22 protein-coding genes, 1 other RNA gene and 1 pseudogene are annotated in these 23,656 nt (G+C 59.6%); 4 read left to right on the top strand and 20 right to left on the bottom strand.

Features of this window, described 5'->3' with window-relative positions; genetic code table 11:
• Positions 1-37: 37 nt before the first annotated feature.
• The 15 genes and pseudogenes from ftsA to rsmI form a co-directional block, all read right to left on the bottom strand.
• Entirely contained in the window at positions 38-1,297 is a 1,260-nt protein-coding gene (gene ftsA, locus ACTG1P_RS15320) for a cell division protein FtsA (RefSeq protein ID WP_005336148.1), read from the bottom strand.
• Positions 1,278-2,030 (bottom strand): cell division protein FtsQ/DivIB, encoded by a 753-nt coding sequence (locus tag ACTG1P_RS15315; protein ID WP_005336149.1) that lies wholly within the window; start codon positions 2,028-2,030, stop codon positions 1,278-1,280. Before ACTG1P_RS15315 ends, ftsA begins: the two co-directional genes overlap by 20 nt.
• 97 nt (positions 2,031-2,127) lie before the next feature.
• Entirely contained in the window at positions 2,128-3,582 is a 1,455-nt protein-coding gene (gene murC / locus ACTG1P_RS15310; RefSeq protein ID WP_005336150.1) for a UDP-N-acetylmuramate--L-alanine ligase, read from the bottom strand.
• A 111-nt stretch (positions 3,583-3,693) separates the two neighbouring features.
• On the bottom strand, positions 3,694-4,776 hold the full coding sequence (gene murG, locus ACTG1P_RS15305; protein ID WP_440001631.1) for an undecaprenyldiphospho-muramoylpentapeptide beta-N-acetylglucosaminyltransferase: 1,083 nt from the start codon (positions 4,774-4,776) through the stop codon (positions 3,694-3,696).
• The gene (gene ftsW / locus ACTG1P_RS15300) at positions 4,776-5,957 is read right to left on the bottom strand and encodes a cell division protein FtsW (protein WP_005336154.1); all 1,182 of its coding nucleotides are present in this window, start codon (positions 5,955-5,957) and stop codon (positions 4,776-4,778) included. Before ftsW ends, murG begins: the two co-directional genes overlap by 1 nt.
• Entirely contained in the window at positions 5,954-7,237 is a 1,284-nt protein-coding gene (gene murD / locus ACTG1P_RS15295) for a UDP-N-acetylmuramoyl-L-alanine--D-glutamate ligase (protein ID WP_440001630.1), read from the bottom strand. The genes ftsW and murD overlap by 4 nt, the downstream gene beginning before the upstream one ends.
• A 4-nt stretch (positions 7,238-7,241) precedes the next feature.
• A pseudogene (gene mraY / locus ACTG1P_RS15290) lies at positions 7,242-8,323 on the bottom strand (phospho-N-acetylmuramoyl-pentapeptide-transferase).
• Positions 8,317-9,672 (bottom strand): UDP-N-acetylmuramoyl-tripeptide--D-alanyl-D-alanine ligase, encoded by a 1,356-nt coding sequence (locus ACTG1P_RS15285; protein ID WP_440001629.1) that lies wholly within the window; start codon positions 9,670-9,672, stop codon positions 8,317-8,319. The pseudogene mraY and the gene ACTG1P_RS15285 overlap by 7 nt, the downstream one beginning before the upstream one ends.
• Entirely contained in the window at positions 9,669-11,201 is a 1,533-nt protein-coding gene (gene murE, locus ACTG1P_RS15280; RefSeq protein WP_440001628.1) for a UDP-N-acetylmuramoyl-L-alanyl-D-glutamate--2,6-diaminopimelate ligase, read from the bottom strand. Before murE ends, ACTG1P_RS15285 begins: the two co-directional genes overlap by 4 nt.
• Complete coding sequence (locus tag ACTG1P_RS15275; protein WP_440001627.1) at positions 11,134-12,885, bottom strand: penicillin-binding transpeptidase domain-containing protein; 1,752 nt, start codon at positions 12,883-12,885, stop codon at positions 11,134-11,136. Before ACTG1P_RS15275 ends, murE begins: the two co-directional genes overlap by 68 nt.
• Entirely contained in the window at positions 12,882-13,196 is a 315-nt protein-coding gene (ftsL, locus tag ACTG1P_RS15270) for a cell division protein FtsL (RefSeq protein WP_440001626.1), read from the bottom strand. Before ftsL ends, ACTG1P_RS15275 begins: the two co-directional genes overlap by 4 nt.
• A gap of 3 nt (positions 13,197-13,199) precedes the next feature.
• On the bottom strand, positions 13,200-14,138 hold the full coding sequence (gene rsmH / locus ACTG1P_RS15265) for a 16S rRNA (cytosine(1402)-N(4))-methyltransferase RsmH (RefSeq protein ID WP_440001625.1): 939 nt from the start codon (positions 14,136-14,138) through the stop codon (positions 13,200-13,202).
• Complete coding sequence (gene mraZ / locus ACTG1P_RS15260; protein ID WP_013723406.1) at positions 14,139-14,597, bottom strand: division/cell wall cluster transcriptional repressor MraZ; 459 nt, start codon at positions 14,595-14,597, stop codon at positions 14,139-14,141.
• 442 nt (positions 14,598-15,039) lie between these two features.
• Positions 15,040-15,426, bottom strand: an RNA gene (gene rnpB / locus ACTG1P_RS15255) — RNase P RNA component class A.
• A 156-nt stretch (positions 15,427-15,582) separates the two neighbouring features.
• Positions 15,583-16,416 carry a 16S rRNA (cytidine(1402)-2'-O)-methyltransferase gene (gene rsmI, locus ACTG1P_RS15250; protein ID WP_440001624.1) on the bottom strand — a complete coding sequence of 278 codons (834 nt, stop codon included), beginning with the start codon at positions 16,414-16,416 and terminating at the stop codon, positions 15,583-15,585.
• Positions 16,417-16,615: 199 nt separating this feature from the next.
• Between rsmI and ACTG1P_RS15245 the strand changes: the two genes are divergently transcribed.
• Genes ACTG1P_RS15245 through dolP form a run of 4 tightly spaced genes read left to right on the top strand, consistent with a single transcriptional unit; the run spans position 16,616 to position 19,899 of the window.
• Positions 16,616-18,403: a penicillin-binding protein activator gene (locus ACTG1P_RS15245; RefSeq protein ID WP_440001623.1), complete on the top strand. Its 1,788-nt coding sequence runs from the start codon at positions 16,616-16,618 to the stop codon at positions 18,401-18,403.
• Positions 18,345-18,716 (top strand): YraN family protein, encoded by a 372-nt coding sequence (locus tag ACTG1P_RS15240; RefSeq protein WP_429031335.1) that lies wholly within the window; start codon positions 18,345-18,347, stop codon positions 18,714-18,716. Before ACTG1P_RS15245 ends, ACTG1P_RS15240 begins: the two co-directional genes overlap by 59 nt.
• Positions 18,717-18,725: 9 nt before the next feature.
• On the top strand, positions 18,726-19,316 hold the full coding sequence (locus ACTG1P_RS15235; protein WP_005336275.1) for a D-sedoheptulose-7-phosphate isomerase: 591 nt from the start codon (positions 18,726-18,728) through the stop codon (positions 19,314-19,316).
• Between the two features lie 4 nt (positions 19,317-19,320).
• On the top strand, positions 19,321-19,899 hold the full coding sequence (gene dolP / locus ACTG1P_RS15230; protein ID WP_005336277.1) for a division/outer membrane stress-associated lipid-binding lipoprotein: 579 nt from the start codon (positions 19,321-19,323) through the stop codon (positions 19,897-19,899).
• Positions 19,900-19,943: 44 nt separating this feature from the next.
• On the opposite strand, the gene ACTG1P_RS15225 is transcribed toward dolP, so the two are convergent.
• The 5 genes from ACTG1P_RS15225 to petA all read right to left on the bottom strand — a co-directional run bounded on the left by ACTG1P_RS15225 (position 19,944) and on the right by petA (position 23,624).
• Positions 19,944-20,369, bottom strand: a complete 426-nt coding sequence (locus tag ACTG1P_RS15225; RefSeq protein ID WP_005336278.1) for a ClpXP protease specificity-enhancing factor — start codon at positions 20,367-20,369, stop codon at positions 19,944-19,946.
• Positions 20,366-20,995, bottom strand: coding sequence for a stringent starvation protein SspA (gene sspA / locus ACTG1P_RS15220; protein ID WP_005336279.1), 630 nt, complete (start codon positions 20,993-20,995; stop codon positions 20,366-20,368). Before sspA ends, ACTG1P_RS15225 begins: the two co-directional genes overlap by 4 nt.
• An 87-nt stretch (positions 20,996-21,082) precedes the next feature.
• A complete protein-coding gene (locus ACTG1P_RS15215; protein WP_040068844.1) occupies positions 21,083-21,817 on the bottom strand; it encodes a cytochrome c1 in 735 nt (244 codons plus the stop codon).
• The gene (locus ACTG1P_RS15210) at positions 21,814-23,031 is read right to left on the bottom strand and encodes a cytochrome b (protein WP_421346814.1); all 1,218 of its coding nucleotides are present in this window, start codon (positions 23,029-23,031) and stop codon (positions 21,814-21,816) included. The genes ACTG1P_RS15215 and ACTG1P_RS15210 overlap by 4 nt, the downstream gene beginning before the upstream one ends.
• Positions 23,032-23,033: 2 nt before the next feature.
• Complete coding sequence (gene petA / locus ACTG1P_RS15205; protein WP_005336284.1) at positions 23,034-23,624, bottom strand: ubiquinol-cytochrome c reductase iron-sulfur subunit; 591 nt, start codon at positions 23,622-23,624, stop codon at positions 23,034-23,036.
• Between the last annotated feature and the right edge of the window lie 32 nt (positions 23,625-23,656).

The raw sequence follows: 23,656 nt of genomic DNA, 5'->3' as shown, positions 1-23,656 counted from the left end.
TGTCTCTCCGCTTTATTTGCCTGACTCAGCAAAATTCTTAGAACTCGCCACGCAGCCAGTTGCTAACCCGTTTGACCAGGCCACCGACGCTTGCCTTGGCGGCATATTCTTTGTTGCTACCTGTGGCTTGATGGGTGCGGCCATATTGCAGCAACCCGACCGCAGTCGAGTACACCGGTGCCTGCACGTAATCACTCAAACCACGTATGTTCATGGGCTCTCCCACCCGGACCTGGCTCTGGAAGATCTGCTCTGCACACTCCACAATGCCTTCAATCTGGGCAGCGCCGCCGGTCAAGACCACACCGGCTGCCAGCTGATGCTTGACCCCCTGCGCTTTCAACTCGCTTTGTACCCGCACCAGCTCATCATTCACCATGGAGAGCAACTCGGTGTAACGGGGCTCAATCACTTCAGCCAGTGTCTGCCGTTGCAGGCTGCGCGCCGGGCGACCGCCGACACTGGGTACTTCAATATTGTCTTCCTTGCTGACCAGACGACCGAGGGCGCAACCGTAGCGTACCTTGATCGCTTCCGCGTCGAGCGGCGGCGTGCCGAAGGCGTAGGCGATGTCACTGGTCACAGTGCTGCCAGCATACGGGATCACCTTGGTGTGGCGCAGGGCACCGCCGGTAAACAGCGACATGTCCATGGTGCCGCCACCAATGTCCACCACGCAGACACCCAGCTCTTTCTCGTCTTCGGTCAACACCGCATAGCTGGAGGCCAGCGCGGAGAAGATCAGTTGATCCACGCGCAAACCGACCTTCTCCACACACTTCTCAATGTTGCGAGCCATATCGTTGTGGCAGGTGATCAGGTGAACCTTGGCTGCCATCCGCACACCGGAGAGGCCGACCGGATTCTTGATCCCTTCCTGATAATCGATGGCAAACTCCTGAGGCAGCACATGCAGCACCCGCAGCTCGTCGGAGAGGCGAACTGACTTGGCAGTGTGGATCACGTTGTCCACATCCTCCTGAGTCACCTCTTCATCGGAGATGGGCACCATACCGGTCTCGTTGCGGCAGTCGATATGCTTGCCGGACAACCCCAGATAGACCGAGCTGATCTGGCAGTCTGCCATCATCTCGGCCTCTTCCACCGCGCGGCGCAGTGACTTGACCACGGAGTCGAGGTCATTGACCCCGCCCTTCTCCATTCCGCGAGAAGCGTGACTGCCCATACCGATGACGTTCAGTTCACCGTCCGGCAATACTTCCCCGACCAGAACCGCCACCTTGGTTGTGCCGATATCCAGTCCGACAATCAAATTCCTATCTGCGGTGTTGGTCATGCACTTTCTCTTCGCTCTTCTTCCAGCCAACTGCCATTCCGGTGTCGTATCGAAGATCCACGTAGGCAACTTGCGCACGGGGTTCGATAACCGGGAAGGCATCGATAAACCGCTGCAGCCGGAGCGCAATGTCATTGCGTCCCAGGAACAGCTTGATATTGCCATCCAGGGTCAGTTCCCAGGCATGGCGGGGGGTCAGATTCACCCCCAGCAACTTGTATCCCTTGGCAGCCAGTTGCGACTCGTACTGCCGACTCTCTTTCAACACCCGGGCGGCCTGGTCATCCGGCCCTGACAGCTGCAATAGCGGCGTCTTGACCCGATCCGGGGCACTGAATACCTTGCCCTTGGTGTTGACGAAGCGGTTGCCATTCCAGCGCGCCGCCACATCTTGTTCTGTGAGGTAGATCTTGATCTTGTTCGGCCACTTCTTTCGTACCGAGACCGAGGCCACCCATGGCAAGGCATTGAGCCGTGCCTGCAATTCGTTGACGTCCAATTCGAAGAAGTTGCGCAGCTCGGCGCCATCCAGCACGGCCATCCGCAGCTCTTCGGTTTGCAAATACTGGTGTTGCCCCTGCAGCAACAGCTCGCTCATGGGCAACCGGTTGGCATCTGTCAGCCAACCTTTAACATCCAGCGCCGTCCGGTAGCAGCCCCATATCACCAGCAGGAAAAATGCTACTCCTGCGATGAAGCCACCCTTGGTGCGCCCCTGTGCCCTTGCCTCCACCCGATCGATCCCCGTGTAACGCGCTAAACCGGCCTGTGACAGACCGGTTCGCCATTATATAGGCCCCGGCTTGGCGGTCAAAATACTCATTGGGCCCTCAGGCACCAGATTTCATGCTATCTATGCTCAATTTCATCTCTCCGAGACGACGGGCCAGCGCCCCGACGTTCCCGGCGCCTTGAGTCAGCACCAAATCCCCCTCACCGATCAGGTCGGCCAGCACGGCTGGCACGTCATCTGGCGTGGCGACGAAGATGGGTTCCAGGTTGCCACGCGAGCGAATGGAGCGGCACAGTGCCCGTCCATCAGCGCCCGGGATCGGCTCCTCACCGGCAGCATAAACCTCCAGCATCACCAGCACGTCTACCTTGGAGAGCACATCGGCGAAGTCCTCGTAGAGGTCGCGCGTGCGGGTATAACGGTGCGGCTGGAACACCATCACCAGACGCTTCTCGGGCCAACCGGCACGGGCGGCATTGATGGTGACCTTCACTTCGCTCGGGTGGTGACCGTAATCGTCCACCAGCATCGCCTTGCCGCGACCGGTTTCAAACTCGCCATACTGCTGGAAGCGACGACCAACCCCTTCAAATTTGGCCAGAGCAGAGATGATGGCCTCATCGCTAACACCGTCCTCTGTCGCGACAGCTATCGCCGCTGCGGCGTTCAATGCGTTGTGAATACCCGGCAAATTGAGGGTCACCTGCAGCTCACCGGCCTCTTTGCGGCGAACACGGAAGCAGCTGTGGTTGGTGGTCTGGACAAAATCCAGCACCTGCACATCGGCATCGTCAGAGAGACCGTAGGTCAGGGTCGGACGGGCAATCTCGGGCAACATGCCACGGATCACCGGATCATCGATGCAGACCACCGCCAGTCCGTAGAAGGGCAGATTGTGCAGAAACTCGATGAAGGTGGCCTTCAGCTTGGAGAAATCACCACCGTAGGTATCCATGTGATCCGCTTCGATGTTGGTCACGATAGAGACCATCGGCTGCAGATGCAGGAAAGATGCATCGCTCTCGTCCGCTTCGGCAATCAGGTAGCGGCTGCTGCCCAGGCGGGCATTGGTACCGGCACTGTTGAGCAGGCCACCGATGACGAAGGTCGGGTCGCGGTCGGCTTCGGCATAGATACTCGCCACCAGACTGGTGGTGGTGGTCTTGCCGTGGGTACCGGCAATGGCGATACCGTGACGGAAACGCATCAGCTCGGCCAGCATCTCGGCGCGGCGCACCACCGGGATCCGCAGTTCACGGGCAGCCAGCAGCTCCGGGTTGTCCTGCTTGATGGCGGTAGAGACCACCACCACGCTGGCACCCTCAACGTGTTCGGCACTGTGGCCGACGAAGATGTGAGCACCCAGTCCGGCCAACCGCTCGGTCACGGCGTTGCGAGCCAGATCAGAACCCGTTACCTGATACCCTTCGTTGGCAAGCACTTCGGCGATCCCGCCCATACCGGCACCACCGATGCCGATAAAGTGGATGCGACGCACGCGGCGCATTTCGGGGATCACAGTACGCAGTTTTGCCAGTTCAACCTTGGTCATAATCGTCTCTTTAGTCTGCCGCAGGCCATGTGCCGTCAAAGCTCAGTTGCACGGCGGCATCAATACATACAGGTACAAGACTGCACGGTGTCACCGCTGCAACCTTGCTCATCAATCTTTACCACGCTGCCCGGTTGCGAGCTGTTTGCACTCATCCGCAACCCGCTCGGCCGCATCGGTGATGGCGACGCGACGAGCCGCTTTCGCCATGTTAAACAGGGTCTCTCGGCGACCTGCCAGCCAGGTCAAGCGTGCCGCCAGTGAGGCTGTGTTCAGCTCGGACTGGGGCAGAAACTCGGCCGCACCGCCGTCGACCAGAGTCAGGGCGTTACGGGTCTGGTGATCATCCACCGCATGGGGCAGCGGCACGAAAATGGCAGCCACACCGGCGGCAGCCACTTCGGAAACGGTCAGCGCACCGGCACGGCAGACCACCAGATCGGCCCAGGCGTAGGCGCTGGCCATATCCTTGATAAATTCGTTCACCTCGGCATTGATGCCGTGCTGGGCATAGGCAGCAGAGACGGCCTCGGCATTGCCCTTGCCACACTGGTGACGTACTTCAATGGGCACGCCGGACGCCGCCACCGCAGCAGGTACCTGCTCGTTGAGCACCCGCGCCCCCAGACTGCCACCCACGATCAGCAGATGCAGTGGCTCATCCCCGCTGCGCAGTTGCGGATCCGGCAGGGCGACCACTTCGGGACGCACCGGATTGCCCACCACGGCGGTACGACGGCTCGGCGCGAAGGCACCCGGAAATGCCATCAGCACCCGCCTGGCGATACGGGCCAGCAGCTTGTTGGTCATGCCGGCAGCGGCATTCTGCTCATGGAGCAACAACGGGATACCGGAGAACCAGGCCGCCACGCCACCCGGGCCGGAGGCAAAACCGCCCATGCCGAGCACCACATCAGGACGAACGGTCTTGAGCACCTGACGTGCCTGCAGGATCGATTTGACGATGCGATAGGGCGCAACCAGCAGTCGTTTGATGCCGTTGCCACGTACTCCCTGAATATCGATGAAGGAGATGGGATAACCGTGGGCGGGCACCAGCTCCGCCTCCATCCGGTCGGCAGTGCCGAGCCAGTGGACAGTCCAGCCCTGGGCCTTCAGGCGATCGGCCACGGCCAGACCGGGGAACACATGCCCACCGGTACCACCTGCCATCACCAACAGAGTCTTGCTCACTAAACCTCCCGCACGCGCGCCTGGGCTGTCGCCTGACGCAACTCAAAATCGATTCGAATCAACATGCTCACCGCCACCGACATGATGATGAGACTGGAACCACCGTAACTCACCAGCGGCAGGGTCAAGCCCTTGGTTGGCATCATGCCGCTGGCTGCGCCGACGTTAACGAAGGTCTGGAAGCTGAACCAGATGCCAATGCCGATGGCCAGATAGCCGTCATAGAGCCGCTCTGCCACCAGCGCACGATGCCCCAGCTTGAGCGCCTTGACCGCCAGCGCAAAAATCAGGAACAGGGCGCCCAGTACCCCGACGTAACCCAGCTCTTCACCGAGGATCGCAAACACGAAGTCGGTATGCGCTTCCGGCAGGTACTCCATCTTCTGGATAGAGTTGCCAAGCCCTTCGCCAAACCAGCTGCCACGACCAAACGCCATCAGCGACTGGGTCAACTGGTAGCCACTGCCAAACGGATCGGCCCAGGGATCCATAAACGAGGTCACCCGCCGCATCCGGTAGGGCTCGACGATGATCAGCATCACCACCGAGCCGAGGCCCGCGCCGATCAGGGTCAAAAACTGCCCCAGTCGGGCACCGGCCAGAAACAGCATGCCGAACGAGGTAACGAACATCACCACGGTAGAACCCAGGTCAGGCTGCAACAGCAGCAAGACCGCAAGCACCCCGAACACCGCCAGCGGTTTCAGGAAGCCGATCCAGGCTTCGCGCACTTCGCTCTGGCGCCGCACCAGATAACCGGCCAGATAGACAAACAGCGCCAGCTTGCCAAACTCGGCAGGCTGCAGGTTGAAGGGGCCAAGCGGCAACCAGCGCACCGCACCGTTGACGTTGCGGCCCACCAGCAGCACCAGCACCAGCATCAAGATCGCCAGCAGCAGCATGGGGCCGTTGTGCTGTTGCCAGCGAGCCATCGGCACCTGCAACACAAACCAGGAGATACCGAGCGCCATCACCAGAAACAGGGCGTGACGCTTCACAAACATGAAGGGGTCATCCCCCAGCGCAATCCCTTCGGGGATCGACGCCGAGGCCACGATGACCACCCCGACCGCCATCAGGGAGAGCGCCAGCAGTACCAGCTGCCGATCGTAGAGACCGGCAGGACGCGCCGGTAATAACCAGCGCTGGAACAGACCTGCTGCTGCGCGAAGGGCGTTCATAGCGCCAGCACCATCTCGGTGAAGCGATCGCCGCGCACCTCGAACGACTTGAACTGATCGAGGCTGGCACAGGCCGGCGCCAGCAGCACCCAGTCACCGGGCTTGGCATCGGCCGCCGCTTTGGCAACCGCAGCGGCCAGGTCGCCCACCCGTTCGGTCTGCTCGCCCAGTGCCAACAACACCTCGGCATCCTGACCGAAGCAGTACATGTGATCGATCTGGTTGCCCAGCAGCGCCTGGATCGGGCCAAAATCCTGCCCCTTGCCCTGACCACCGGCCAGCAGCAGCAGGCGTCCCTTGACCGACTCGCGAACACCGGCAACGGCAGCCAGTGTGGCCCCCACGTTGGTGGCTTTGGAGTCGTTGATCCAGCGCACCCCGTTCACCTCGCGCACGAAACGGGCACGATGGGGCAAGCCCTCGAAACGACGCAGCACGGTGAGTTGCGCAGCGCGGGGAATACCGACCGCATCGCACAGCGCCATGGCCGCAAGGGCGTTGGCCTGATTGTGGGCACCGACGATCTTCATCTCGTCCACCGCCAGCAGCGGTTCGCCGTGCAGCGTCAACCAGTAGCGGCCATCCAGCAGGCAACGACCATAGCCATTGCAGTCGAGACCAAAGCTCTGCCACACCAGACCCACATCGGGCAGGGTCTGGGCATCGTCGCGATTGACCAGAATGTGTTTGGAGTGCTGATGGATCTCCATCTTGGCGGCGCGATAGTCGGCCATGCCCTGATAACGATCCATGTGATCTTCGGAGAGGTTCAGCACCACGGAGGCGGCAGCACGCAAACTGTGAGTAGTTTCCAGCTGGAAGCTGGAAAGCTCCAGCACGCAGAGATCCATTGGCTGCTTGAGCAGCTCCAGCGCTGGCGTGCCGATATTGCCGCCCACACCGACATTGAGGCCGGCTTCGGCAATCATCTCGCCCACCAGGGTAGTGACGGTGCTCTTGCCGTTCGAGCCGGTGATGGCGATGACCGGGGTCTGGGTCTCGCGAACAAACAGTTCGATGTCACCGACGATCTGCACACCACACTCGGCAGCCGCTTTCAGCTCTGGGGTCGCCAGCGCGATACCCGGGCTCGCGACGATCATGTGCGCCCGCTTGAGCAGCGCCTCGTCGAGACCGTGGATCAACTCAACCTCCGGCGGCAGTTGATCCTTGCCGGGCGGGTTGGCACGGGTATCCATCACCAGTGGCGTCACGCCACGGCCGAGGAAGTAATCGACACAGGAGAGTCCGGTTTTGCCCAATCCGATGATGATGACCATGGCCTTACCTCACCTTCAGGGTGGCAAGACCCAGCAGCACCAGCACGAGGGTAATGATCCAGAAGCGCACGATGACGCGCGGCTCCGGCCAGCCCTTCTTCTCGTAGTGGTGATGGATCGGCGCCATGCGGAAGATCCGCACGCCGCGCAGTTTGTATGAACCCACCTGCAGGATCACCGAGACGGTCTCCATCACGAAGACGCCGCCCATGATCACCAGCAGAAACTCCTGACGGACCAGCACTGCGATGGTGCCGAGCGCGCCGCCCAGCGCCAGGGAACCGACATCCCCCATGAAGACCTGCGCCGGATAGGTGTTGAACCAGAGAAAACCCAGACCTGCGCCGACAATGGCGGTACAGACGATCACCAGCTCGGAGGTATAGGGCACGTAGGGAATGTGCAAATAGTTGGCAAAGTTGACGTTACCGGTAGCCCAGGCGATCAGGGCAAAGCCCCCCGCCACCATCACGGTCGGCATGATGGCCAGGCCATCGAGACCGTCGGTCAGGTTGACCGCGTTGGAGGTGCCAACGATGACAAAGTAGGTCAGCACGATAAACATCAGGCCAAGCTGCGGCATCACATCCTTGAGGAAAGGCACCACCAGCTGGGTCTGCCCCTCATGGGTTGCGGTCGCATAGAGGAACACCGCCACCGCCAGCGCTACCGCGGATTGCCAGAAATACTTCCAGCGCGCGATCAGGCCGTCGGTATTCTTGCGCACCACCTTGAGGTAGTCGTCGGCAAAGCCGATGGCGCCATAGGCACCCAGCACAAACAGCACCAGCCAGACATAGGGGTTGTCGAGGCGGCACCAGAGCAGCACAGACGTGAAAATCGCAGCAATGTCATCAGGCCACCCATGGTCGGGGTACCCCGCTTGCTGAGGTGGGACTCGGGACCGTCGTTGCGGATCACTTGACCGAATTTCAGGATCTGCAGGCGACGGATCAGGCGTGGTCCCATCCAGAGGGCAACCCCCAGTCCGGTAATGATCGACAGGATGGCGCGAAACGTCAGGTAGGAGAAGACGTTGAAGAAGGTGAAGTGCGGGGTGAGCAGTTCGGCCAGCCAGACTAGCATGTGGCTGACTCCTGATGGCCTTTGACCATCTCGACGATATCTTCCATGCGGGAACCACGGGCACCCTTGACCAGAATCGAAATTTCCTGATGTGTATTTATCATTTGCGCAAGCACTTCAAACAACGACGCCTTGTTATCGAAATGTCGGCCAGCCGCGGCATCTGCGGTGTGGCGACTCTCTTCCCCCACTGTCAGCACGGCATCCAGACCGCGCTCGCGGGCATGACGGCCAACCCGGGCGTGTTGCTCGGCAGACTCCTCACCCAGTTCCCGCATATCACCGAACACCAGCACCTTGAAGCCGCTCATGGCGGTCAGGGCATCGATGCCCGCCAGCACGGATTCCACGCTGGCATTGTAGGTATCATCCACCAGGGTCAGACCGCCCCAGCGCTGCACGCAGAAGCGCCCCTTGACCGGTGCCATCTGCTCCAGCCCCGCCTTGACACAGGCGAGGGATGCGCCGAGTGCCAGACAGCCCGCGGCTGCAGCCAACGCATTGGCCACGTTGTGGCGACCCGGGATCGCCAGAGTCAGGCTCAGCTCACCCTGCGGGGTCACCATCACGAACTCGGCACAACCTTGTTCGTTGAGTACAAGGTTGCGCGCGTGGAACGGCTGGCTCTGATCTTCGATAGAGAAGGCGCACTGAATGCCACGCTCACGCCACTTCGGCCAGAATTCGTTGTCGGCGTTGACGATGGCGGTGCCACCCTCGCTCAGCCCCTCAAAAATTTCGCTCTTGGCGTGGAACACCCCTTCCAGCGAACCAAAACCCTCCAGATGGGCCGCCGCCACGTTGTTGATGATGGCGGCATCGGGTTTGGCCAGCGAGGTAGTCCAGGCGATCTCGCCCGGATGGTTGGCACCCAGCTCCATCACCGCAAACTTGTGCTGCGGCTCGAGGCGCAGCAGGGTTAGCGGCACGCCCACCTCGTTGTTGAAGTTGCCCGCGGTGGCCAGCACTTCACCTTCGTTGCGCAGGATGGCGGTTGCCATCTCCTTCACCGTGGTCTTGCCGCAGCTGCCGGTAATGGCCAGCACTTTCGGGTTGATGCGCTCGCGCACCAGTTTGCCAAGTCGGCCCAGCCCTTTCAGACTGTCGGTCACCACCAGCTGGGGGATGGCCAGCGGCAGTTCACGCTCGACCAGCAGGGCAGAGGCCCCTGCCTGAACGGCCTGATCGCAAAAATCGTGGGCATCGAAGCGCTCGCCGCGCAGAGCAACGAACAGGGCACCCGCGCCCAGAGTGCGGGTGTCGGTACTGACGACGGTGATCTCGCCGTCGTCACCAATCAGACGGGCATCGAGTACCTGCGCCAGCTCGGCAAGCCTGAGGGTCATCATTTGAATGACTCCAATAATGTGTGCAAGGCGGCCACGACGGTTTCCCGGTCGCTGTAGTGCCGCTTGTCGGTTCCAATGATCTGATAATCCTCGTGACCCTTACCGGCCACCAGGATGATGTCCTGTTTGCTCGCCTGACCGATGGCCAGCGCAATTGCCTTGACCCGGTCGTGCTCCACTTGCACCGCAGCAGGATCGCAAAGACCCGCCACCATGTCGGCCATGATCCGGGCCGGCTCCTCGGTACGGGGATTGTCGTCGGTCAGGATCACGCGATCCGCATACTGCTCGGCCATCGCTGCCATCATGGGGCGCTTGCCGCGATCGCGGTCGCCACCACAGCCAATCAGGCACCAGAGCTGGCCAGTGCAGTGCACCCGCAGGGCCTGCAATGCCTTCTCCAGCGCATCCGGGGTGTGGGCGTAATCGACCACAGCCAGCGGCGTATCACCACCGCCGAAACACTCCATGCGACCGGTCACCGGCTGCAATTGAGGCGCAGTCACCAGCAGCTCGTGGAAGTCGTAACCGAGCACCAGCATCACGCCCATCGCGGCCAGCACATTGCTGACGTTGAAGCGCCCGAGCAAGGGGGCGGATAATACACCATTCCCCCAGCTGGAGTTAATCTGCGCGCGAAAACCTTGCTGGTGAAAATCGAGCTGCTGCGCCGTTAATTGACGGCCAGAATGGTGTTCAATCGGGCCATCCACACTGAAGGCCACCGCTGTCGGGTATTTTTCGAGCCACTTGGCACCCAACTCGTCATCACGGTTGATCACCGCATTCGACTCATCGACCAGCTGCAACAGCTGCTCCTTTGCGGCGCCATAGGCTTCCATGGTGCCGTGGTAGTCGAGGTGATCCCGGCTCAGGTTGGTGAAAACCGCGGCGGCAAAGGGCAGCGCGGCGACGCGGTGCTGCACTAGACCGTGGCTGGAGACCTCCATCGCCACCAGATCCGCCCCCTGCGCTTGCAGCTCAGCCAGATTAGCTTGCACCTGCACGGCGCTACCGGTGGTATTTTCCGCTTCGATCAGATGGCCAAACAGGCCGTTGCCGATGGTGCCCATCACACCCGCCTTGCCACCCAGCAGGGTGTGCCAGTTGGCGACCAGCAGTGCCGTAGTGCTCTTGCCGTTGGTGCCGGTGATCCCGACCAGATCCAGTTTTTTGGCTGGCTGATCGTAGAAATAGCCCGCAAGAGCAGAGAGGTGAGCGGGCAGATCCCGCATTCCGATACAGGGAACCGGAGTCGATGGTGGGATAAATTCACCATCCTCCTCAAACACAACAGCGGTCGCTCCTTGAGCCACCGCCTGTTCGATAAACCGTCTGCCATCCATCTGATGGCCGCGAATGGCCACGAAGAGCGAGCCGGGGCCAACCCGCCGACTATCCAGCTGGATATCGGTCAGGGTGAGCGCCGGCGCCTGGATACCGAAGGGGCGCAGTAATGCATCAAGTGCGCGGGACAAGAGAGGCCTCCGTACGGGCAAGTTTGGTGGGCACCGCTGGCGGCACCGCATCGGGACGAATATTGAAGAGCTGCAGCACCCCGCCCATGGCCTCTGCAAACGGTGGGGTCGCCACAGCGCCGCCATAGTAGGCGCTGCCTTTTGGCTCGTTGATCACCACCACCATGACGAAACGGGGATCACTGGCGGGTGCGAAACCGGCAAACCAGGCCATGTAATCCTTGCCATAGCCACCGGCGACGGCGACCTTGGCGGTACCACTCTTGCCGCCGACCCGATAGCCCGGGATCTTGGCTTTTGGAATGGCGTTGTCGACCACATACTCCAGCGCCTGCAACATGGCAGCGGCGTTGTTGTGATCAATAACTTGCTCACCCTTGGGCGGCGTAGTCACCTTGACGATGGAGAGCGGCACCCGTTTGCCCTTGTTGGCCAGGGTGGCGTAGGCGGAAGCCAGCTGCAGCGGGGTGACTCGCAGACCATAACCGAACGAGAGGGTTGCCCGCTCGATATCGGACCAGCGACGACGCTGGGGCAACATGCCGCTGCTCTCGCCCATCAGCCCGCTGCCGGTATCCATGCCGAAACCGAACATGCTGAGGGTATTGATCATCTCCTGCGCCGGCATCCGCAGCGCGATGCGCGACATACCGATGTTGGAGGAGTAACGCAGGATATCGTAGAGGTTGGTCGCCTTGTGGATACTGACGTCCTTGATCTGCTTGGCACCGATAAAGAGTGGACCACCGGGAATGAAATCTTTCCAGCTGGTGACACCTGCCTGCAAGGCACTGAGCAAAATCAATGGCTTGACGGTAGAGCCCGGTTCGTAGGTATCGGTCACCACCCGATTGCGTACCCGGAAGCTCTGATACTGGCCGCGGTTGTTCGGGTTATAGGAGGGGGTGTTGACCATGGCGAGCACTTCACCGGTCTTGATATCCAGCATCACCATGGAGCCGGAGGTCGCCTTGTTCTCGTCGGTTGCCCGCTTGAGGGCTCGGTAGGCCAGTGCCTGCACCCGCTGATCGATACTGAGCTGCAGATCGTTGGCGTTCTTGCCCTCTTTGACGATGCCAAGCCGCTCGATGACGCGACCTTGACGATCCTTGCGCACCCGCATTTCGCCGGGTGTCGCCGTCAGCCACTCGTTGTAGCTGCGCTCAATCCCTTCAATACCGCTGCCATCGATGTTGGTCACCCCCACCAGATGGGCGCTGATCTCGCCGGTCGGATAGAAGCGGCGCGCTTCGGGGCGCAGGTAGACGCCACCCAGCTTGAGCCCCTTGATATATTCCGCCACCGCAGGAGTAACCTGACGCTGCAGATAGACGAAGCGCTTGCTGGGGTTGGCGATGCGGTGTTTGAGAGTATTGATGTCGAGCTTGAGCACGGCGGAGAGCGCCAGCCAGGCCCGCTCGTTATTGATGGCACCGGATTCATGCACTGTCTTGGGATCGGCCCAGACAGCTTCGACCGGCACAGAAACCGCCAGCTGCTCGCCGTTGCGATCGGTGATCATGCCGCGCACCGCCTGGGTAGAGGTGGTACGCAGGGAACGCATGTCACCCTCCTGACGCAGGCGATCCGGATTGATCACCTGGATCCAGGCCAGACGCAGGATCAGACCCACAAACGCGATGCCGATAAACACCGCAAGCGTGCGAAATCGCCACGGATAGAGTGACGGGGCTTTGACCTTGGGTTGGGCCTTGGCGGATGCCTTGCGTTTCATGGTTGGGTTATTACCTTCTCGGTGGTCACCAGCGGGCGAGCCATCTGCAACTTGTCCATGGCCAGACTCGCCACCCGGGAGTGTTCCGCCAGAGTGCCCTGCTCCAGCAGCAGGTGGCGCCACTCGATGTTGAGGCGATCCTCTTCCGCCATCAGATCGTTCTGCTTGGCGGTCAGGCCGCGAGTCATGTTGGTCACCAGGATCACGGCAAAGGCGGTCACCAGCACGGCGACCGACAGAAAAATCTGCAGCTTGTGCCGCCAGAGATCCGCAACGATCTCCTTGGCCAGATGAACACGCACTTCGCTCATCGCTTACTCCGCCAGCCGTTCGGCAACCCGCAGCACCGAGCTGCGTGACCGGCTGTTTTCAGATACTTCATGATCAGAAGGCTTGAGAGCCTTGCCGACCGACTTCAATTTGCGACCGCCTGCCAGCTGGGCCTCGGTCAACGGAATGCCGTAAGGCACTTCCGGCCCCTTCTCGTGCTTGCGGATGAAATGCTTTACCAACCGGTCTTCCAGCGAATGGAAGCTGATCACCGACAGACGGCCGTGAGGTGCCAGCACGTCCAGTGCACCGTTGAGCGCGGTTTCGATCTCGTCCAGCTCGCTGTTGATATAGATGCGAATGGCCTGGAAACTGCGGGTTGCCGCATGCTTGCCCTTCTCCTTGCTCGGATTGACCCGGGCAATCATCTCAGCCAGTTGGCGGGTACGCACATAAGGCTCGGTCACCCGGTCGTGCACGATGGCACGGGCAATCTTCTTGGCAAAACGCTCCTCACCGAAAGTCTTCAGCACCCAGGCGATGTCATCTACATCGGCCTTGGCCAACCACTCGGCGGCGCTCTGGCCGGAAGTGGGGTCCATCCGCATATCGAGCGGACCATCTTTCATAAAGCTGAAGCCGCGCTCGGCATCATCCAGCTGGGGTGAAGAGACCCCCAGATCCAGCAGGAAGCCATCCACCTTGCCCAGCAAACCGCGCTCATCCAGATAGGAGGCGATGCCGGAGAAGGGGCCGTGCACGATGTCGAAACGGGGATCCTGGATCTTGGCCGCTTCGGCGATCGCCTGGGGATCGCGGTCGATGGCGATCAGGCGGCCATTGGGGCCAAGGTGCTGCAGGATTAGACGAGAATGACCACCACGGCCAAAAGTACCGTCGACGTAGACACCGTCCGGCTTGATGGCCAGACCTTCAACGGCTTCGTGCAGCAGCACTGTGATGTGTTCAGCGGCTTGGGTCATTTATAAAGAGAAATCCTGTAGTCGTGGTGAGCTTGCCCAATCGTCCCCGGGCAGACCCAAGATGTCGTCATTGACCTGTTGTTGCCAGCGGGCTTCATCCCACAACTCAAACTTGTTGAGCTGGCCCACCAGCATGATTTTCTTGTCCAGCCCCGCATGGTTGCGCAGTGGCTGACTGAGCAGCAGACGGCCATTGCCATCCAGCTCGCATTCGGTTGCATGTCCCAGCAGCAGTCGCTGCAAACGGCGCTCTTGCGGATTCATGCTGGAGAGGGTCTTGAGCTTGCGCTCGACCTCTTCCCATTCATTCAGGGGATAAAGCAGCAGACAGGGATGGGCAATATCGATGGTGCAGACCAGCTGGCCGTCGCTTTCATCGCGCAGCCAATCACGGAATTTGGTCGGAATTGCCAGCCGCCCTTTACTGTCCAGGCTGATGGCGTGAGCGCCACGCAACAAATTGCAGTCCCTGAAGGTGAGTGAGCAGGCAGATTGCCCCTCTAAAAACCACTTTGATCCACTTTTCCCCACCCTGAAGTTTAAGGACGTGCAGGGGGCTTTTCAAGCAAGGAGATGGGACAGAGGGAACATATTGACGCAGCATTTGCATACCGCGGATTGAGTGGGTTGATTTTCCACAAGTTATTTGGCGTTAAACTCTGGCGATTAATTGAAATAAGTGAATGAACTGAGAACAGACACAATATGCGGGTGCGAACAGCCATCCGGAGTCCTATCACCCTCTATCGCTGCCATTGCGCTAAATACGAGACTATTCGACTGATTTAAAACATATAATTTCATTCAACATGGCGAGACAAAAAATATCCGACCAACGAAGCCATATTTTCTCATACATAAAAAAGAGCCCCGCGATAAATCGCGGGGCTCTTCGGAATGAGGTCGGAGTCGGCCTGTAAGCCGGGTTCTGTACCGGGTTGCCCCGGGTAGCAATCATTCCTCTAGGCCAGCAATCGCTCGCTGGCTCAAGCAACCTACCCGCCCCCAACGCGGGCCGCGCCAATAGGGGCCTATTTGGTCTTGCTTCGGGTGGAGTTTACCGTGCCACGAACTGTTGCCAGTCGCGCGGTGCGCTCTTACCGCACCCTTTCACCCTTACCTGATCCCTTGCGGGCCATCGGCGGTCTGCTCTCTGTTGCACTGGTCGTAGGCTCACGCCCCCCAGGCGTTACCTGGCACCCTGCCCTGTGAAGCCCGGACTTTCCTCCCCTCCGCCCGTCTGTCCCGAGGGACACAACGACGAAGCAGCGATTGCCCAGCCAACTCCGAGGCGCGGATTATAGCCTTGCGATACGCACGGGGTAAACCGGCAATTCCCGTTTACAGCCATTTATCGCGCTTTGGCCCCCGTTGACAGCCTGAATGCTCGCCGGTTCGGGGGATTGCACAGGTCAGAAAACAGCCTTACGACCTCTTAACCGGCTCAATAGTGCTCGAGACCGTATTTGTAGAGGGCATTTTTCTTCACGCCGTGGATCTCGGCGGTCAGGGCAGCCGCTTTCTTCAGTGGCAGTTCGGCTACCAGCAGCCCCAAAGTGCGGATCGCCTCGGCGGGCAGATCCTCTTCATCTTTGGAGGCGCCAGCCACGACCAGCACGATCTCGCCGCGGCAGCGGTTGTCATCCTCGCCAAGCCAGGTCAGCATTTCGGACGCTGGCAGACCGTGAATCGACTCGAAGGTCTTGGTCAGCTCACGGCACACCACCACCTGACGCTCGCCGAGAATACGAGCAATCGCTTCCACTGTATCCTGCACACGGCGCGGGGATTCGTAGAACACCAGCGAGCGGGTGTCTTCAATAACGGCTTGCAGGCGATCGTCACGTCCCTTGCTCTTGGCGGGCAGGAAGCCCTCAAAGGCAAAGCGATCGGTCGGCAGACCGGCCGCGCTCAGGGCGGTAACGGCGGCACAGGGACCGGGCAGCGGCACCACCTTGACCCCGGCCTCACGACAGCGGGTGACCAAGTGATAACCGGGGTCGCTGATGAGCGGGGTGCCGGCATCGGAGACCAGCGCAACACTCTTGCCCTCTTTGATCCGGCCAATCAGCACATCGGCTTTCTGCTGCTCGTTGTGATCATGCAGGGCGAAGGTCGGCACCGAGATTTGGTAGTGGCTGAGCAGGATACCGGTATGTCGGGTATCTTCGGCTGCCACCAGATCGACACTGCGTAAAATGTCCAATGCACGCTGGGTGATGTCCGCCAGATTGCCGATCGGAGTGGGGACTATATACAGGGTTGGGATGTCACTCATGGGATCTCCGAGTGCCCCGACAATTGTGTCGCCATATTGGCCCGTTTACACTATGGGGAACTTCAACACTGGTCGGGGAATGAACTTGAACCGGGTTACAAAGCAGCTAAGTGTATCACGACTCTTCGGCATCATACTCGCGGCAGTACTGCTCGCCGCCTGTGCGTCGGAGCCCAATCAACCGTCAGGGCCATCAGGCATGCCCTCTGCGTTCTCCAATCTGACCAAGAATGCCCAGTGGTATCTTGAGCAGGTGGACCCGGCCAAGCCGGCCGAGGCCTTTACCTGGCAGATGCTGGCGGCACGCAGCTATCTGGCGCTGGGCCAGGCCAAACCGGCCTCGGCACTGTTCCAGCAATTGCAGAAGCAGGCCAAGGATCCCGTTCAGAAGGCGCAGTTGCAACTGCTGCAAGCCCATCTGTTGCTGGCGCAAGGCCACGCCAATCAGGCGCTGATCCTGCTGGAAGGCAAACCTGAGGTGGTGCTGGATGCCGATACCCAGAAGGATTGGTATCGCCAGCGTGTGGTGCTGCAGCTCGACATCAACAACAAGTTTGGCGCTGCCAAGTCGTTGATTGCACTGGAGCCCTACCTCAATCAGAGCGAGCAGGCCACCAACCATCAGCAAATCTGGTCGTTGCTGAAAAGCATGACCCCCTCCACCCTGCAGGCACTGGAAGAGGCACCGGCCCCTGACGTGACCACAGGTTGGCTGCGACTGGCGGCACTGGTCAACGAGTTTGGCGCCCAGCCGAACCTGCTGGCTCGCCAGCTGGCAGGCTGGAAGCGTGACTTCCCCAACCATCCGGCCCAGAAAGATATGCCGGCAGGATTGGGCGATCTGGCGGCCACTGCCAGCACCTCGGTGCAACAGATCGCTGTGCTGCTGCCCCTCTCCGGCAATCTGGAGCCGCAGGGCGCCGCCATCCGTAACGGTATGCTGATGTCTTATAAGGAAAATCAGGGGCAATTCACCCTGAACTTCTACGACACCCAGAGCAAGTCGACCGGCGAGCTTTACCAGCAGGCGATTCAGGAAGGGGCGGACATGATCATCGGCCCGCTGCTGAAAGACCGGGTCGAGGAGCTGCTCAAGGCCAATCCGACCGTGCCGGTGCTGGCACTCAACGAGCTGGACAAGCCGATCGTCAACGACACCACCTACTACTTCTCCCTCTCTGCCGCCGCAGATGCCGCGCAGGCAGCCCAGTACCTTTACACCCAGGGCTACCGCAAACCGCTGCTGATCGCCGCCCAGGGGCGGATCGGTTACAGCAGTATCAAGGCGTTCGAGCAAAGCTGGGCTACCCTGAGCCAGGATAAGCCAGTCGTTGCCACCTTCGGTGCCCGCAACGAAGTACAGGGGATGGTCAAAAATGCCCTGAGCGGCCGCTCTACCGCCCGTGCTGGCGAGGTAGTGCAACTCTCTGATGCCGCACCGCGCAGCATCGATGCCGTTTATGTGGTGGCCAACAGCCTGGAAACCCGGATGATCAAGCCCTACGTGGATGTCTCGGTCAATCCGATGGGCAGCCTGCCGATCTTCACCGGCTCCCGCGGCTACGACAGCGCAGCCACCGAGGTCGCCTCCGAGCTCAACGGCATGCATATCGCCGATATGCCGCTGCTGCTTGGCGGCTACGAGAAACAGCGCGAGCAGATCGCCCTACTCTGGCCGCAGACCCAGGGTGACCTGCTGCGTCTATTTGCCATGGGCTACGATGCCGTCAGCCTGGCTGAGAACCTGCAGCAGATGCGCAAGGTGGGTGGCATGCAGCAGGCTGGCATGAGCGGCCAGTTGAGCGTGGATGCCCAGGGCAATATCGTGCGGATGCTGAGCTGGGGTACTTACCAGAACGGCAAACTGGTCGACGAGAACGCCGTTCAGCAACTGGAGGAGCCCTCCAATGAAGGAACTATGGAAACGGATGCGCCAGCAGTTGCCGAGCCTGTTCCCCTCACCAACGAGCAAGGGACAGCACTTTGAACAAGTCGCTGAACGCTGGTTGCAGGTCCGGGGCCTGCAACCGGTAGCTCGCAACTACCGCTGTCGTGGCGGTGAAATAGATCTCATCATGCACCAGGGCCAGACCCTGGTGTTTGTTGAGGTGCGCTACCGGGCCACCGGCAGCCATGGCGGGGCCGCCAGCTCGGTCACCCGCAGTAAACAGCACAAGATCATGCTGGCAGCGCGCCACTATTTGAAGCAACATGCCATCAACGAGGCCAATCAGGCCTGCCGATTCGATGTGATTGCGTTCGAGGGCGACCAGCCAGCCTGGATCCAGAACGCATTTTAAGAGGACCCTATGACTGACCGCATCAAAGAGAACTACACCGAAAGCATCCAGACCAAGATAGCCGCCGCCGAGGCGCTGCCGGATGCCATCCATACTGCAGCCCAGATGATCACCATCTGCCTGCTCAATGGCCACAAGGTGCTGGCATGCGGTAACGGTCCTTCTGCCGCACTGGCGCAACTGTTCATCTCCGAGCTGGTCAACTGCTACGAGACCCAGCGCCCCTCCCTGCCCGGTATGGCCCTGACCCCGGACATGGCGACCATCAGCGCGATCGCCACCGACCACGGTTTTGAAGAGGTCTACGCCAAGCAGATCCGCGCGCTGGGCCAGCCTGGCGACATTCTGGTGGTCATCACCACCTCCGGCCACAGCCGCAGCCTGATCAAGGCCGCCGAGGCTGCCCTCTCCCGTGACATGACCATAGTCGTGCTGAGCGGGGGTGACGGTGGCGAAATGGCCGGTCTGCTCGGCCCGAACGATGTGGAGATCCGGGTTCCCTCCGCCCGTCGCCCTCGCATTCTGGAAGTGAACCTGTTGACCCTGCACTGCCTGTGTGATCTCATCGACCAGACACTTTTCCCGCAACAGGAAGATTGAAACCATGAAAAAGCACACTATCCTGCTCGGTCTGCTGGTTAGCACCCTGCTGCTGCAAGGCTGCGCAGCCCTGGTTGTTGGCGGCGCCGCAGGGACTGCCAAGGCCTCTGGCGATCGCCGAACCCTGGGCGCGCAGTGGGATGACCAGACCATCGAGCTGAAAGCGGCCAATCTGCTGGCCGACAACAAACCCCTCAGTGCAGCCAGCAAGATCAGCGTCTACAGCAACAATGGCCGCGTTCTGTTGGTCGGCCAGACACCTTCTGACGTTTACAAGATTGAGGCGGGCAAAATTGTCAGTCGCATCGAAGGGGTTCGCCACGTCTACAACGAATTGCGCATCGGCCAACCTGCCAGTTTCACCACTCGCAGCAATGACTCCTGGATCACCTCCAAGGTGAAAGCCGACATGTTCGGCACCAAGAATTTCGACAGCACCAAGGTCAAGGTGGTCACCGAGAACGGCGAGGTGTTCCTGATTGGTCTGGTGACTCGCCAAGAGGGAGAGCAGGCAGTCAACATCGCCCGCCATGTCACCGGCGTGAAGCGCGTGATCAAGGCCTTCGAGTTCGCCCAGAACTAAGCTCGACCGCACATAAAAAAACGCAGCCAATCGGCTGCGTTTTTTTATTTAATCACCTTCAGGGTCGGACGACCGCTTGGACGCGGCGGTTCCGGCTCAGGCTCCACAGGCGCTTCAGCCTGCTCCAGCCAGATATCGTAACCCGGCTCAGGCGGGAACATGGTGCCCACGCCGTTCTCCCGGGCATGAATAGCCAGTACGGCTGCCATCGGGATATAAACCTGCTGGGAAACCCCGCCAAAGCGTGCACTGAAGCTGATAGCCTCGTTATCCATGTGAAATTGCATCACGGCTCGGGGCGCGATATTCAGCACAATTTGCCCGTCCTGAGCAAACTGCATCGGCACCATCACATGGGGAATGTTGACGTTGACCACCAGATGAGGGGTCAGATCGTTGTCCAGCAACCAGTCAAAGAACGCCCGTAACAAGTACGGGCGGCTCGGTGTCATTGTCGGTTCCATGCTCATACGCCAGCACGGATCTCGCGTTCGGCTTCGGTCAGGGAAGCCTGGAAGGACTCACGCTCGAACAGACGAACCATGTAGGCCTTCAGCTCTTTGGCGCCACGACCGGTCAGATCGATGCCAAGGCTCGGCAGACGCCACAGCAGCGGTGCCATGTAGCAATCCACCAGACCGAACTCTTCGCTCATGAAATAGGGCATTTCACCGAAGATCGGCGCGATGGCCAGCAGGTTGTCACGCAGTTCGTTGCGTGCCGCTTCAGCATCGGTACCGGCCATGATCTTGTCGGCCAGGGAGTACCAGTCCAGCTCGATGCGGTGCATCATCAGACGGCTGTTACCGCGGGCAACCGGGTAAACAGGCATCAAGGGCGGATGCGGGAAGCGCTCATCCAGATACTCCATGATGATGCGCGAGGTGTAGAGTGCCAGCTCACGATCAACCAGGGTCGGTACAGAGTTGTACGGGTTCAGCTCGGCCAGCTCATCCGGCAGATTGGCTGGATCAACCTGGCAGATATCCACGCTAACACCCTTCTCCGCCAGGACAATACGCACCTGATGGCTGAACATATCGTTGGCACCGGAAAACAGCGTCATTACCGAACGCTTATTGGCAGCTACAGCCATTGAACCCTCCCGTCATTAAAAAGCAGAAACGGCAATGAAGCATCTTGGTCTTCATTGCCGTGCATTATATTACCCGTATCTGGTCGCTTAGTGAACGTCGCGCCAGAATTCCTTCTTCAACAGCACAGTGAAGATGAAGAAGATCACGATGAAACCAAGCACCCAGAAGCCCATGCGTTCACGCTCCTGTTGTACCGGTTCAGCCGAGTAGACCAAGAAGTTTACCAGATCCAGTACCGTCTGATCATACTCTTCGTCATCCATTTCACCATTACCGTCAGATTTGATGCTGACAACCTGTTGGGTTTCCACTCCATCGACCGTGTGAGTGACGAACTCGGCACGGGGGGTTCCCTGCAACGGTTCCAACACATGAGGCATGCCCACAGACGGGAACACCACATTATTCACCCCAAACGGACGAGTCGGATCCACGTAAAAAGAACGCAGATAGGTGTAAATCCAGTCCGCACCACGTACCCGGGCAACCAGAGTCAGATCCGGAGGGGGAGCACCAAACCACTTGGCGGCATCCTTCTCGGACATGGCGCTCTTCATCAGATCACCCACTTTGGCGCCGGTGAAGATGAGGTTCTCCTTCATCAGCTCCTCGGGGATCTCCAGATCGGCAGCAACCCGGTTGTAGCGTTGATACTGGGTAGAGTGGCAGCCTGCACAATAGTTCATGAAGGTGGCAGCTCCACGTTGCAGGGATGCCTTGTCGCTCAGATCATAATTGGCTTTGTCCAGATGCACGGCCCCAGCATTGGCAAACACCAGTGATGGCAGCAGGGTCAGCACTGCAAATATTATTTTTTTCATTTAAATGTAACCCTCTCCGGCAGCGGCTTGGTGCTTTCGTTCTTGCTATAGAAGAACAGCAGGACAAAGAAACCGAAATAACCCAAGGTACAAATCTGGGCAACCAGCGTCAGGGTCGGCGTCGACGGCAGTACACCCAGCACCCCCAGGATGATAAAGCAGACCACAAACTGGGCGATGTTAAGCTTGTGCAGCTTGCTGCGATAGCGCACCGAACGCACCTTGCAGCGATCCAGCCAAGGCAGCAGGAACAACACCACAATAGAGAGGCCCATCATAATGACGCCAAGCAGCTTGTCAGGTACCGCACGCAGAATCGCGTAGAAGGGGGTGAAGTACCACACTGGCGCGATGTGAGCAGGAGTCTTCAGGCCGTTGGCCACTTCAAAGTTCGGCTTCTCGAGGAAGTAACCCCACATATCCGGCTTGAAGAAGATGATGGCGCAGAAGAAGAACAGGAAGCCCGCCACACCGATCATGTCCTTGACGGTGAAATAAGGGTGGAACGCCACCGCATCCAGCGGCCAGCCGTTTTCGTCCTTGTGCTTCTTGATGTCGATACCATCCGGGTTGTTGGAGCCCACTTCGTGCAACGCCAGAATGTGCATGGCAACCAGCATCACCAGCACCAGCGGCAACGCGATGACGTGCAGCGCGAAGAAGCGGTTCAGGGTGGCGCCGGAGATAACGTAGTCACCGCGGATCCACAGGGTCAGATCGTCACCGATGACCGGAATGGCGCCAAACAGCGAGATGATGACCTGGGCACCCCAGAATGACATCTGACCCCAGGGCAACAAGTAACCCATAAAGGCTTCCGCCATCAGCACCAGGAAGATCAGCATGCCGAAGATCCACAGCAGTTCACGAGGCTTCTGATAAGAGCCATAGATCATGCCGCGGAACATGTGCATGTAGACCACGATGAAGAATGCAGACGCACCGGTTGAGTGCATGTAACGCAGCAGCCAGCCGTACTCCACATCGCGCATGATGTACTCCACGGAGGCAAACGCACCTTCCGCGGAGGGGTTGTAGTTCATGGTCAGCCAGATACCGGTGATGATCTGGTTGACCAACACCAGCATGGCCAGCGAGCCGAAGAAGTACCAGAAGTTCAGGTTCTTCGGTGCTGGATACTTGGCCATGTGGTCGTTGTACATGGCCGTGAGCGGGAATCGATAATCGATCCAGCCCATCAGTTTACTCAACATGGTCAGGCCTCCTTGCCATCGGCACCGACCTGGATGGTGGTGTCATTAATGAATTGATAGGGCGGAATGACCAGGTTCAGCGGTGCAGGCACCCCCTGGAACACACGGCCGGCCATGTCGAACTTGGAGCCATGGCACGGGCAGAAGAAGCCGGACGTAACGCCCTGCACCTGCTCGCCAAAGCTGTCAGGCAGATAGGAAGGTGAACACCCCAAGTGGGTGCAAATACCGACCGCGACAAAAATTTCGGGCTTGATCGATCTGTACCCGTTATGGGCATAGTCAGGCTGCTGCGGTTCTTCAGATGAGGGATCCCGCAGCTTGTCATCATGCGCGGCCAAGGCATCCAGCGTCTGTTTGGTGCGTTTCACCACCCAGACAGGCTTGCCTCGCCACTCGACACGGATGAGCTGACCCGGTTCCAACTTGCTGATATCGACTTCAACCGGCGCACCGGCTGCTTTGGCCTTGGCGCTCGGATTCCATGACTTTATAAACGGCACTGCGGTAAACGCAGCTCCTACCCCACCAACGGCAACCGTTGACCAGGTAAGAAATCTGCGGCGACCGGTATCAACTGGCGCATTGCTCATCCAAAAACTCTCCCATGTGGACTCCGCACATT

Origin of the sequence: Aeromonas sp. 11P, from assembly GCF_051920165.1 — a bacterium.
GTDB classification, from domain to species: Bacteria; Pseudomonadota; Gammaproteobacteria; order Enterobacterales; family Aeromonadaceae; genus Aeromonas; species Aeromonas veronii.
Note: the sequence above shows the minus strand (reverse complement) of the source record. Positions and strands in the feature narration are given on the sequence as shown.